This window comes from Nonomuraea sp. NEAU-A123 (assembly GCF_018603905.1).
Lineage (GTDB): Bacteria > Actinomycetota > Actinomycetes > Streptosporangiales > Streptosporangiaceae > Nonomuraea.
In genome coordinates this window covers 307,017-319,395 of the sequence record NZ_JAHFZZ010000006.1, presented here as the reverse complement: position 1 = coordinate 319,395, position 12,379 = coordinate 307,017, and the positions used below count along the sequence as shown (strand labels likewise).

The following is a 12,379-nucleotide window of genomic DNA, read 5'->3' as shown; positions in this document are numbered from 1 at the left end:
TAGGAAAAGACGACGGCATTCGCGGCAAAGTTCATGAAAAGTCCGAGCCGATTCTCGCCGCGCCACTGACGGCCGGCCTCATGATCAACGGCCTGGCCCGGGCGCGGACCACCTCAGAGCCTCGCGATCCGTGGCTCCGCTTGGTCGACAAGTCGTGAAGTACGTACTAATGTACTAACTCATCATGAAGGACGTACATAAATCAGAGTTCGACAGTGATCCCGACGGAAGCCTCTTCGATCCCGAGACCAGGGCCGCCATGCGGCAGTTCACCGGCGGAGGCGACACCGCCGCGTTGGAGGCCGCGGCCGCCGTCCGCACCGCCTTCCACGCCATCGAACGGATGCGCGCCCACGGCAGCCAGGGCAGGGGGTTGAGCTCCGGGGCGATGGACCTGCTGATGCGGCTCGGCGCCTCCGACGAGGACGGGGTGAGCATCGGGGATCTGGCCCAGTCCGCCGGTGTCAGCTCGCGGAACGTGACCGGTTTGGTCGACACCCTGGAGCGGGAGGGGCTGGTGCGGCGGGTCCCTGACCAGCGGGATCGGCGTTCCGTGCTGGCCCAGATCACTGCCGAGGGACGGGAATGGATCAAGGCGTTCAGCGAGCCGTCGCAGCGGGCGATGGCGGCGATGTTCCGGGATTTCACCACCGATGAATTGACCCGGTTCCGGCACCTCTGCCTCCGGGTGGCCGACAACCAGCACCGGCTGGCCCAGTACTTGGAAGGTGCCTCTTGACCAGCGAGAGCCAGGCGCGTGACGACCTGCACGACGAAAGCCTGACGCGTGATGCCGCGCAGACCGAGAACCGGGCGCACGGCGAACTGCAGGGCCGAAGTCGGACGCACGACGAGAGCCGGACACGTGATGCCGTGCCGGGCGAGAACCCGGCGTACGGCGAGCTGCGGGGCGAAAGTCTGACGCATGGCGAGCGGCGGACGCGTGACGTCGTGCGGGGTTACCACGAGGCGCGGTTCCGGGGCGATGTGACCACCGCCGCCGCCCTCATCGGCGACGGGTTCAGCTTCCGGAGCCCGCTCATGACCTCTGACGACGCCGCCGGCCACCTGGCCGGGATCGTCGGCTTCGTCCAGGTGGTCACCGGGGTCGACCTCATCAGCGAACTGTACGGCGAGTCGGAGGCGACGCTCGTCTACGACGTCCACACCGCCACACCGGTGGGCACCCAGCGCACGGCCGAGCATTTCAAGCTCGTCGACGGCCGGATCGTCTCAATCCTACTGATCTTCGACGCCACACCTTGGCAGCCGATGAGACAACTGATGGGCTGAGGCCGAGCTGACGGCCTGTGCGCGGTCAGCTGCCCATAGTGGGCTGGCTGTGCGCGGTCGGCCACCCATCGTGGGCTGTGCACGGTCAGCCCGCTACGGACGTAGCCGGGCCTGAGCGGTCGGCCGCCCGTGGCCGACTGTGCGCGGCCGACTGCCCGTAGTCGGATGTGCGCGGCCGGCTGCGGGTGGCCGGCCACAGGTGGTCAGCGGCGGGTGGTCACGTCGATGGCAGGGCGGCGGCGGTCTGGCGCCAGATCTTGCCGTCCCTGATCACCAGCGTGCCGAACGTGGTGACCTTGTTGCCGGCGATGGTCATGAGGGCGCAGTAGAAGACGACGTCGTCCACCACCTGGAGCGACGTGACCTCGACCACCTCCGGCTTGGCGGCCAGGTACCCGGTGAACAGCTCGCGGATCTCGGCGGGTCCCCTGGCCACACGGTCCAAGCGGACGACCATGGCGTCGTCGTGATACTGCGCCAGCAGGGCCTCCAGGTCTCGGTCCGCGATCGCGGCCAGCTGGCGGTCGAACAAGTCCATGAGAGTCATGCCTCTCCTCCGGGCAGGGGCCGGCGAAGGTCGTAGGCGACCTGCGCCGCGCCGTACAAGAGAATCAAGGGGAGCGCCAGCGCGGCCGGGAGCGCGGACGTGACCAGCGTGAGCGCGCCGGCCGCCAAGCGGACGCCGGCGGCGAGCCGGTCGTTGGAGCACAGGTGCTGGAGCCCGAGGGTGACGAACACCACCGCGGCGGGTACGCCGACGGCCCAGCCCGTGCCGGGATGGGCGATCGCGTGCTCGATCCCGATGCCGAACGCGATCAACCCCAGCGACAGCGGCAGATGGGAGTAGACCCAGACCTGACCCGCCATCTGAGTACGCAATACCACGGACTCGTCGATGTGGCCGAAGTACAGCCACCAGAAGGCCATGGCGATCGCGATGCCCGCGAGGGCGATCAGCAGCGTGACCGGCGTGACCGCCTGCCCCTTCAACCCGACCACCACCGCGGCGACGACCTCGCCCAGCACGATTACCACGAACAGCCCGAACCGCTCAGGCAGGTGTTCACTCTGCGGCGGCAGTGCGCCCTGGTGCCGCCGCGCCAGCAGCGGTGTGGCGAGATCGATCACCATGGCGACGCCCCACAGCACATAGCGCTGTGGCGGCTCGACGGCCAGCGACGCCACCCAGATGACCGCCGACACCGTGAACCCGGCCACATAACGGCTGGTCAGCGGCCGCCCTTCGGGCACGTGCCGCCCCGCCCGCAGGTAGGCCACGATCAGCAAAACCCGCACGGCCACGTAGGAGAGCGCGAACAACGCGGACCGCTCCCCGATTTCGCCCACGCTCGCGGCCATCGTCGCGATGGCCAGGATTTGGGGCAGTACGAGTAGGCGATGGCTCACGTCGTCGGTGTCAAATCGGTTCGCGTAGAACACATATCCCGCCCAGGCCCACCAGACGGGAACGAACAACCCGACGAACGCTAAAACCTGCCCGACCTCGGTCCCTTCGGCCAGCACATCGGCCAACTCGGCCACGGCCACGACGAACACCAGGTCATACAGCAACTCCAGCCAGGTGGCCCGCCGCTGCACCCCCTCGAACAGCCGTAACCGAGGCGGCTGCCAGCTCCTACCCACCCGTACCTCCCACGTGTAATCGTGTAATTATGCCGCCCTGGAGGTCTGTTGTGTACGGGTTAATGGGCCCAGCTGGGGATGGGGAACGCTGTGGCCACAGGTCGATGATCACCGACCGCGCTCGGGCTGGGCGAATGGGCAAGCCACTTCCTGCGGATGACCCCGAAACGGCCGACGAACGGCGACGCTATCGTCCCACGAAACGACCTACGGAACCGGGCCGCAGAACCGGGCCTCAAACACCCACGGCATCGGCCAACGAAGTGTGGTGGAAGCGGGCTACGAACCACGACGGATGTGGCTTACGAACCACCACGGAAGCGGCCTACAAACCGCCCCGGATGTGGCCTACGAACCACCACGGAAGTGGCCTACGAATGACCACGGGATCGGCCAAGAGTGCGCACGTCACGGCGCCCAGCCACGTAAACCGGAGGAGCGTGCCCCTGGAGGGAGCCCGGCCACGTGTGGCGGGTGGGGCTGGCCCATGCCGGCCGTAAAGGAAAACTGCTCTTCAAAGCAACGAGCACTTAGCTAAGGGTGAGGCAGGCGATGCGCGGGGCGGGCGGGTCGGATGGGGCGGTGGCGGTGGCGTGGAGGACCAGGGATCGGGGCATGGCGCCCGTCAGCGGCCAGTCGTGGTGGGCGGTGGCGCGCCCGGCGCCGGAGTCGTCCGTCTTCAGGTCCAGCCACACCTCGCTTGAGGCGTCAGCCCGACCGGCTATGTGCTGGAAGTGCGCGCCCGCGTCACCGGGACGGGTCCCGCAGGGCGCGACGTGGAGGTGGGCGCCATACCGATGGTCGGGCAGCAGCCCTTCCACCACCAGCGAGGTCACCGTCTTGCCGCCGGTGGACTCGGCGGTCAGGCTCGCCTGGGCACCCTTGGGCACCAACTTGCGGTTGTAGACGATGGCCGCCGTGGCGTGTCGCTTGAACTCCCCCGCGCCCGTGAGCGAGGTGGGCGCCGAAACGACGCTGGGGCTGGCGCTGTGGGCGGCATCCTTGTCAGCCGCTGGATCGGACGGGCTCTGCGCGCACCCCGCGACCGCGAGGACCAGCATCAACGCTGACACGCGCGCCCTCAGCCGACCGGGCCCCCGGACGGACTCACGCGCGGCGCCGCCCAGATCGGCGGACTTCTCTACGACGACGAAGCCGGGATATCCGGCGCGAAGCGGCTGACCGGGAACGCGGACGGGCCCGTGTGCGGCCGACTTCTCTTCGACGACGAAGCCAGGGTATCCGGGGCGCGGTGACCGGCCGGGCAGGCGGACGGATGCGGGCATCCTCGGTGCGGTGGCGGGTGTGGGCAGGCGCATGGGAACCCCCGGAAGCGGTGACGAGCCTGGGCCAGGCTCACGGGGCCACCACTCTAGCGAGTAACCGACTAGCTACGCACCGTGTTTGGCGGCGATCCCGTCGATCAGGCCGGCCAGGGTGAAGTCGTTCTCCGTGAGGCCCCCTTTGTCGTGGGTGGTCAGCGCGAGGTGGAGTTTGCGCCACCGGATGTCGATGTCGGGATGGTGGTTCAGCTCTTCGGCCTGGACCGCGATCTCGTCGACGATCCGGATGGCCGTGGGGAAGTCGGGCGCGGTGATCGTGCGCCGGATCTCGTTGCCTTCTCTACGCCATTCGGGCAGGTCGTTGAGCTTGCTGTCGACGTCCATACGCTCACGTTACTTCAGCGTCCCCGCGCCGAGCCCGGACTGGATCTGGCGTTGGAAGATGATGTAGACGATCATCACGGGGATGATCGCCATGCAGAGGGCGGCGAACAGGCTCGGCCAGTCGGCCTCGTAGCCGGCGATGGTGGAGATGTCGGCGATGCCCTGGGTGATGACCCACTTGTCCTTGTCGTCGGTGAGGAGGACCAGGGGCAGCAGGTACTGGTTCCACTGGCCGAGCACGTTGAAGATGGTGATGCTGATCAGGCCGGGCTTGGCCATGGGGAGCATGATCTGGAAGAACGTGCGCGTGTGGGAGGCGCCGTCGATCGCTGCCGCCTCGGCCACGGCATCCGGCAATGTACGGAAAAATGCGGCCAAGAAGAAGACCGTGAACGGCAGCGAGTACGCGATGTAGACCAGGATGAGCCCGACGTGAGAGTTCAGCAGGCCGAGCTGGAGGACGACGAAGAACAGCGGCCCCAGCGCCAGGAAGATCGGAAACGCCATCCCGGCCACAAAGAGGTAATAAATCACCTTATTGCCGAAAAACTGGTAGCGCGCCAGGACATACGCCGCCATCGAGCCGAACAGCATCGTCCCCAACGTGCTGAAAAATACGACGATGACGGTGTTGAGCATGTACTGCCCCACGTGGGCCTTGTCCCAGGCCCGCCCCCAGGCGTCGAGCCGCAACTGGCCGGGCAGTTGAAGCGCGTCCCCGAAGATCTCCGTGTTGTTCTTGAAGGACGCGAGGAACGTCCAGAGCAGCGGCAGGATGATCAGCAGCGCCCAGATGAAGAGCGCCACATGCGAAAGGCCGCCGAGCATGCTGGGCCGCGGTCTGGCCGGACGAGGCATGGCCATGTCAGAGCTCGATCCTCTCCCGCCGCGTGGTGCGCAGGGTCAGCACCGCGAACGTCACGGTGAGAAAGAACAGCACGACCCCCATAGCCGAGGCGTAGCCGACCTTGGAATAGGTGAACGCGGTCTTCCAGATTTCCACCGGCAACACGGTCGTGGCCCCGTCGGGCTCTCCTTTGTCCCCGGCGAGCACCAGGATCAGCGCGAACCCGTCGAACGCCGCGATCCCCAAATACACCCAGCCCACCTGGATGGTGTCGCGCAGCAGCGGCAGCGTTATCGAGAAGAACAGCCGCACCCGGCCCGCTCCGTCGAGCGCCGCCGCCTCGAAGTAGTCCTTCGGGATGGCGGCCATTCCGGCCGAGAAGAGCACCACGTAGAAACCGACGGCCTGCCAGATCATCACCGCGAGTATCGCCCAGAGGGCCAGGTTCGGTTCGATGAGCCAGCCGACGGGATCGAAACCCAGCTTGATCAGGGCTCCGTTGATCACACCGCTCTCGTCGGGCCGGTAAACGGCCTTGAACAGCACTCCGACCACGGCCACGGCGAGCACCTGGGGGAAGAAGAACACCACCCGATAGAACTTCGACCCCCAAATACCCTTCATTCCCGCGCCCCGCGACCCACCACCCAGGTTCAGCAGGAACGCGAAGAACAACGCGATGACCACCGTCACGAGCGGCAGCACGAGCAGCAGGATTCCGTGATTGCGCAGGGCCCGCCAGAAGACCTCGTCCCCGAACAGCCGGGTGAAGTTGTCGAACCCGACGTAGTGCAGCCTCGACTTGTAGCCGTTCCAGTCCGTCAGGGAGATCTGGAACGCCTGGATGTAAGGGCTGATCACGAACACCGAGTAGAGCGCGACCGGAACGGCGAGAAACCCGGCGACGAACCCGTACTTGCGCAACCGCTGCATGGGTTACTGGCCCCGCGTCTGCTTGGAGACGGACGGGTCCTTCTTGATGGCGTCCGCCTTCTTCTGCATGTTCTGGCAGAACTTCTCGGGAGTGATGCGCCCGGCCATGACCACGTTGATCTGCTGGGTGCCGTAGTCGAACAGTTCCTTGTACCAGCCCTCGAAACGGGCGTCGGTGATGATGTTCTGCCCGGCGGTGTCCTGCGCCTTGGCCGCGCTTTTGAGGCCCGGAGTGAGGTCCAGCCCTTCGGCCGCGCCGTTGACCACGGTGAGGTTCAGCGTCTTCTCGGTGAAGCCTTTGGCGCCTTCCTTCGACAGCATGATGCGGAGATATTCCAGGCCGCCCTGCGGGTTCTTGCCTTTGGCGGAGACGAAGAAGTTCTCGCCGACGCCCACCTGGATGGCCCCGTACGGCATCTTGTCGGCGGCGGTGACGTCGGGAACCGGGGCGATGGCGTACTCGAAGTCCTTGGGCTTGTCCTTGGCCATCTCGTTCTCGATCCACGAGCCGACCGGGTAGAAGAGCAGCTTGTTCTGGAGCTGCTTGACCTGGGTCTGGGTGTGATCGAGACCGAAGTACGCTTTATCGCCATACAGCGTCTGGATCTCCACCCAGGCGGTCACCGACTGCTTCATCGGCTCGGCGTTCCAGGCGTTGTCGACCAGGTTGTCGATGTCGATGATGACCTGGTTGCCGCCGATCTTGGCGGCCGTGTAGAGAGCGTTCCAGAGCTGGTAGTACGGACCCTTCTGCCCGGGATAGGCGAACAGCAGGATGCCCTCCTGCTTCGCCGTCTCGCCGAGCGCCTTGAACTCCGCCCACGTCTTCGGGAGCGTCCACCCCTTGTCGGCGAAGAGCTTCGCGTTGTACCAGAGCGCGCGGTGGGAGACGGTGTAGTTCAGGACGAGGTTCTTGTCGTCGATCTTCGCGTTGTCCAGTACGGCCGGCGTCACGGTGTCGCGGACCTTCTTGGCCGGATCGTCGAGCGAAGGCGCGTCGAACAGCGCGGTCAGGTCGGCAAGCTGGCCCTCGGTGGCCATGGCGGCCAGGTCGAGCGCCTCAGGGCCCGAGTTGTTGACCACATCGGGCACATCGCCGCTGACGAAGCGCGGGCGAAGCTGGGTGCCGATCTGCTGGGTCGCGTTGTGCTTGACCGTCGCTCCGGGGAACCGCTTCTTGTACATCTCCTCGTGCAGGTCTTTGGCGTACGCGTCGCCGTACCCGCCGCTGAAGATCGTGACCTCCAGCGGCTTCTTGGCGTCGACGCCGAACGGGTTCTTGGGGTCGGCGGAGACGCCGATCGAGCCGGTCGGCGTCGCGGCGGGCTCGTCGCCGGCGCCGCTGGTGGCGCAGGCGCTCAGCAGGCCCGCGCCGGGACCGGCGACGAACGCGGTCAGGCCGATTCGGCGCAGCAGCTGACGACGAGTGATCTCTCCCGGGTGGGTCATGGGGGCTCCTGAAGAGGACGGATTAGGAAAGTTTCCTAACCGTTTGCCCGAAGGTACGAACGGCCGCCCGCGCACGTCAAGGGGCGCAATCGAGACGTAACTTTTGCCGCGATCGTCCTACATGAAGGACAGTAGAGGGCCGCCGCCCAAACGGCCACCCGTAGCCGCGCCTGTACTCGTACTCAGCTACTCGTGCCCGCCTCGCTCATCTGCTCGTACTCACCTCGTACTTCAGCCGAAGTGGGCTCGGGTCTCGGCGAAGGCCAGGTCGGTTCCCTCCAGGGCCCGTGCCACGTCCTCCTCCGTGTGCGCCGCCGACATGAACCAGTTGTGCCACGGGTGGATGTACACGCCGTGCCGCAGGCAGGCGTCACTCCAGTACAGGGCGGTCGACAGGTCGGCGTCGCCGTCGAAGCTCAGCCACGGGATGGTCACGGGCCCGGTCTGGTTCACCACGAACCCGTGCGCCTTGGCCTGCCCATACAGCCCCTCACGTAGCTGCGTCCCGGCCCGCTCCATGGTCGCGATGCCCTCGGTGTCGCGCAGCGTCTCGATCGTCGCCTTCGCCGCCGCCATCGCCACGGCCGAGAACCAGAACGATCCCGTCGAATACAGCGACTGCGCCGGCCCGCGCAACGCGTCCGTGCCGGTCACGGCGGCTATCGGGTAACCGTTCGCCATGGCCTTGGACCACGCCGTCAGGTCCGGCCGTACGCCATAGGGCTCCCACGAGCCCCGCAAGTCGATCCTGAACCCCGCCCGCACGTCGTCGATCACCAGCGCGGCCCCGATCCGGTCGGCCAGCGCCCGGGCGGCCCGCGCGAAAGCAGGCTCTACCAGTTCCTGATCCTCGAAGGAGTCGTGTTTGAACGGCGTCACGATGATCGCCGCGACATCCCCCTCGACCGTGGCCGCCGCGGCCTCCAGCGACTCGATCGAGTTGTAGTCGAACTCCACCAGGTCGGCCCGCTCGTTCGGCGTCGTCCCGGCGAGCGACGGGGTGCACCAGGGGTCGGCTCCGTGGTAGGCGCCGTGGGCCATCAGCACCTTCGTGCGGCCGGTGGCGGCTCGGGCGACCATGAGCGCCTGCGTGGTGGCGTCGGTGCCGTTCTTGGAGAACATCGCCCAGTCGGCGCTGGGCACGGTGTCGACCAGCAGCTCGGCCAGCTCGACCATGACCGCGCCCGGCCCGTTGAGGCAGTCGCCGAGAGCGAGCTGCCGCGCGGCCGCCTCCTCCACACGCGGATGCCGGTGCCCGAGCACGACCGGGCCCCAACTACACATGAAGTCGATGTACTCCCGGCCGTCCACATCCCACTGCCGGCAGCCTTCGCCCCGCTCGAAGAACTGCGGGTATCCGGGGGCGAAGATCGCCGCGTTGAGGTGCCCGTACATACCGCCGGGCACGACCTTCAACGCCCGCTGACGAAGTTCAGCGTCTGTCATCTGAAATCCCTCTTTCCAAGTTCAATACGCCGGGACTGAGTGCGGCCGGAGTCCGGTACGACCGGGGTTCAGCGCGGTCGGCATTGTGGTCACGTCAGGAGGGCGAGGGTGGATTCGAGGTCGGTGAGGCCGGCGTCCGAACCGAGCCCGGTGGCGACTCGGGCGGCGGCGGCCGTGCCCCAGCGGGCGGCGACCAGTACGTCCTGCCCGTGCAGCAGACCGGTGATGAACCCGGCACAGTACGCGTCCCCGCACCCGGTCGTGTCGCTGACCTCGACCTTGAGCGCGGGCACCTGCTCGATCCCCGCCTCGGTCACCACCAGGCTCCCCGCACCTCCCATGGTGACGAGCACCCCTCGCGGCCCTTCCGCCAGCAACGCCACCGCCGCCGCCGACACCTCCGCGAGCGATCCGCCAGCGGAGTCTCCGGTTGGCGAATCGGTGCCAGAAGCGTCCCCCGCCGGCACACCGGTGGTGAGGCCGGCTGCCATGAGGAGGGCCTGGGAGTCGTTCGGGAGGACATAGTCCACATGCGGGAGGAATGCCCGTGCCATCCCCAGCAGGTCCGGCATCTCGGACAGCAGGTCCATCGTCACGATCACCCCGTCCGCCCGGAGCGAGTCCAGCAGCGCGAAGAACGCCGGATCCCCCAGCCCGAACGTCACGTCCATCCCACCCAGGTGGACGGCCCGAACCTCACGCAGCCGCGCCACGTCCAGGTCCGACGGCGTGACTCCGAGGTTCGCGCCGGGGACGTGGAAGCTGGGGCGGCCGCCGTCGGGGCGGATCGGGAGGATCGACGCCGCCGTCTGTTCTCCGGTCTTGCGGGTGAGCCGGGAGACGTCCACGCCGCGCTTGGTCATCACCGCCACCAGGAAGTCGCCGAGTTCGTCGTCCCCGATCGCGCCCATGGAGACGACCTCGTTGCCCAGTTTGACCAGGTCGACCGCTGTCCCGGCCGCGGACCCGGCGGCGGTCAGCCGGATCTGGTCCACCAGGGCGGTGTCCTGCCCTTCCGGGATGTACGAGACGGGCCTGGCGAGGATATCGACGATGTGTACGCCGACAGTGGCGACGGTTGGCACGGTCATGGGTCTAAATAGACAGACGTCCGAATAAAAAGTCAATATGCTCGGAACACCACCAGAAGGGGGCCGCCGGATGCCGAAGATCGTTGACCATGACGAACGCAGGCGCGAGGTGCTCTCAGCCGCCCGCCGGGTGATCGTCAGGGACGGCATCGACGCCGCCACGACCCGCGCCATCGCCAAGGAGGCGGGCTACTCCAACGGCGTGCTGGCGCACTACTTCGCCGACAAGGACGAGATCCTGCTGTCGGCACTGCGCCAGTCGCACCAGCGCATCCGCGAGCGGCTGACGCGCAAGATCGAGGGCGCCACCGGCCTGGCCGCACTGCGCGAACTGCTGCTGGACAACCTCCCCCTCGACGCGGAACGTACTCAGGAGACGCGCCTGGAGGTCAGCTTCTGGAGCCGCAGCCTGGCCTCGGAGCACCTCGCCGAGGTCCAGCGGGCCGAGGCCGCCGAGCTCCGCACCGCCGTGCGGCGGCTGCTCGGCGAGGCGCGGGCGGCGGGAGAGCTCGCCACCGACGAGAATCTCGACGACGTCGCCGAGCGCCTCCTGGCGCTGGTCGACGGGCTCAGCCTGCACTTGCTGCTCTATCCCGACCGCCTGGCCCGCGTGGACCTGGAGCGCCTGATGCTCTCCGCCCTCGACCGGCTGTGACCTCTTTCAAAAGATCTTCCATCCTGTACGGCAAGCCGCCCCACCCGCCAACCGCCGCAAGTGGCGGGCGTCTGTCCAGGGAGACGCCCGCTGACCGGGCGCAACGTCCCGCCACAACGGCGCTTGGTTACCCGATTCGTCCCTCATCCTCGGCCAGAGGCGTCCCGGTCACCCGATTCAGCCCTCGCCCTCCGCCAGAGACACCCCGCCACCTATACGCCCCTTGCCCTCCATCAGAGGCGCCCCGGTCACCCGGTTCCCCCTCGTCCTCGGTCAGAGGCGCAACGTGAATGCCCCCAGTTCCTCCATTCGCCGGAGGAATGGTTCGGCCGGGAATGCCTCCGCCGTGCTGAGGACGCCGGTCTTCTGTGGGCCTTCGCCCCTTGTCAGGCGGATCGCCGCCTCCACCGAGGCCAGGGCGCCGACCCACCAGATGTCGCTCCCCCGCACGTGACCGTTGCGCCCGCCGCCGCCCGGTGAGGTGATCTGGACCGCGATCATGAAATTGGTCCTGGCCCGGTCGGCGGGTGTGGCGTCCTGGCTGGTGAAGATCTGCTCCTCCTCGAACGTGCTGGCCGTGAGCTGCGACTCCACCATCCTGGCGGGGACGTGCCGCGGGATCGTGACCACCTCGCCCGAGGGGAAGGGGGCGATCATCGTGCGCGGTCCGAGCGGCGGCGGGAACGGGAAGACCGTGTTGCGGATCTCCACGGGGCCGACCCGCTGGGCGCCGTCGGCGTACGTCACGCGGTCGATCTCGCCGATCAGCAGTTCGGCGGTCTTCACGGCCGCGGGGGTCATCCGCCAGCCTGTCACCGAGTAGCCGACCGTCACCCGGTCGACGCCGGGCAGCCCGTCGGCCACGGCGGCGGCGAGCAGGTCGGCGAGGCCGCCGTAGAAGCTCAGCTGCGGGATCATCACGATCCCGGCCTGCTGGGCCGGGGCCTGCATGCTGTCGAACAGGTACTTCACCGGATGCGGCTCGATGGCGTGGTCGATGTAGTGGCAGCCTGCCGCTACGGCCGCGGTGGCGATCGGCTCGCAGGTCCGGGTGAACGGCCCGGCGCAGTGGATCAGCACGGCGGCGCTCTCGGCCAGCTCGCGCAGGGCCGGCGGGTCGTCGAGGGCGGCCGGATGGGTCCGTACCTGATCTGGTGCGTTCAGTTCGTCCGCGAGCGAGCGCAGGGCCTCCGCGTTGCGCCCGGCCAGCACGATCTCCTGGCCTCGCGAGAGGAGCTCGGTGGCGACCAGGCGGCCGGTGTGCCCGTTTGCTCCGTAGACGGCGATGAGCGGTGCCTTCATGACCAGCTCTCTTCCATACCGGGGGTATGCAACATTTCGAACATAGGTTCAG

The 12,379-nt window shown here is 67.5% G+C and carries 13 protein-coding genes; 3 read left to right on the top strand and 10 right to left on the bottom strand.

The features are described 5' to 3' along the window. The first annotated feature begins 184 nt into the window (after positions 1–184). Positions 185–739, top strand: a complete 555-nt coding sequence (locus KLK06_RS20635; RefSeq protein WP_214637165.1) for a MarR family winged helix-turn-helix transcriptional regulator — start codon at positions 185–187, stop codon at positions 737–739. Next, positions 736–1,293 carry a hypothetical protein gene (locus KLK06_RS20630; RefSeq protein ID WP_214637164.1) on the top strand — a complete coding sequence of 186 codons (558 nt, stop codon included), beginning with the start codon at positions 736–738 and terminating at the stop codon, positions 1,291–1,293. The genes KLK06_RS20635 and KLK06_RS20630 overlap by 4 nt, the downstream gene beginning before the upstream one ends. A gap of 217 nt (positions 1,294–1,510) precedes the next feature. Here KLK06_RS20630 and KLK06_RS20625 read toward each other — a convergent pair whose 3' ends face one another. The 9 genes from KLK06_RS20625 to KLK06_RS20585 all read right to left on the bottom strand — a co-directional run bounded on the left by KLK06_RS20625 (position 1,511) and on the right by KLK06_RS20585 (position 10,370). Further along, the gene (locus KLK06_RS20625; protein ID WP_214637163.1) at positions 1,511–1,840 is read right to left on the bottom strand and encodes a nuclear transport factor 2 family protein; all 330 of its coding nucleotides are present in this window, start codon (positions 1,838–1,840) and stop codon (positions 1,511–1,513) included. Further along, positions 1,837–2,937 (bottom strand): low temperature requirement protein A, encoded by a 1,101-nt coding sequence (locus KLK06_RS20620; protein WP_214637162.1) that lies wholly within the window; start codon positions 2,935–2,937, stop codon positions 1,837–1,839. The genes KLK06_RS20625 and KLK06_RS20620 overlap by 4 nt, the downstream gene beginning before the upstream one ends. Positions 2,938–3,467: 530 nt before the next feature. Then, positions 3,468–4,256 (bottom strand): hypothetical protein, encoded by a 789-nt coding sequence (locus KLK06_RS20615; protein ID WP_214637161.1) that lies wholly within the window; start codon positions 4,254–4,256, stop codon positions 3,468–3,470. A gap of 72 nt (positions 4,257–4,328) precedes the next feature. Further along, positions 4,329–4,604 (bottom strand): 4a-hydroxytetrahydrobiopterin dehydratase, encoded by a 276-nt coding sequence (locus tag KLK06_RS20610; protein ID WP_214637160.1) that lies wholly within the window; start codon positions 4,602–4,604, stop codon positions 4,329–4,331. A gap of 9 nt (positions 4,605–4,613) precedes the next feature. Beyond that, positions 4,614–5,468, bottom strand: a complete 855-nt coding sequence (locus KLK06_RS20605; protein WP_214637159.1) for a carbohydrate ABC transporter permease — start codon at positions 5,466–5,468, stop codon at positions 4,614–4,616. Between the two features lies 1 nt (position 5,469). Then, a complete protein-coding gene (locus tag KLK06_RS20600) occupies positions 5,470–6,384 on the bottom strand; it encodes a carbohydrate ABC transporter permease (protein ID WP_214637158.1) in 915 nt (304 codons plus the stop codon). 3 nt (positions 6,385–6,387) lie between these two features. After that, positions 6,388–7,833 (bottom strand): N-acetylglucosamine/diacetylchitobiose ABC transporter substrate-binding protein, encoded by a 1,446-nt coding sequence (gene ngcE / locus KLK06_RS20595; RefSeq protein WP_214637157.1) that lies wholly within the window; start codon positions 7,831–7,833, stop codon positions 6,388–6,390. A gap of 231 nt (positions 7,834–8,064) precedes the next feature. Beyond that, a complete protein-coding gene (locus KLK06_RS20590; protein WP_214637156.1) occupies positions 8,065–9,279 on the bottom strand; it encodes an aminotransferase class III-fold pyridoxal phosphate-dependent enzyme in 1,215 nt (404 codons plus the stop codon). A gap of 89 nt (positions 9,280–9,368) precedes the next feature. Further along, entirely contained in the window at positions 9,369–10,370 is a 1,002-nt protein-coding gene (locus KLK06_RS20585) for a carbohydrate kinase family protein (protein WP_214637155.1), read from the bottom strand. Between the two features lie 70 nt (positions 10,371–10,440). Between KLK06_RS20585 and KLK06_RS20580 the strand changes: the two genes are divergently transcribed. Further along, positions 10,441–11,025 carry a TetR/AcrR family transcriptional regulator gene (locus KLK06_RS20580; protein WP_214637154.1) on the top strand — a complete coding sequence of 195 codons (585 nt, stop codon included), beginning with the start codon at positions 10,441–10,443 and terminating at the stop codon, positions 11,023–11,025. Positions 11,026–11,298: 273 nt separating this feature from the next. On the opposite strand, the gene KLK06_RS20575 is transcribed toward KLK06_RS20580, so the two are convergent. After that, a complete protein-coding gene (locus tag KLK06_RS20575) occupies positions 11,299–12,327 on the bottom strand; it encodes a saccharopine dehydrogenase NADP-binding domain-containing protein (RefSeq protein ID WP_214637153.1) in 1,029 nt (342 codons plus the stop codon). Positions 12,328–12,379 lie beyond the last annotated feature (52 nt).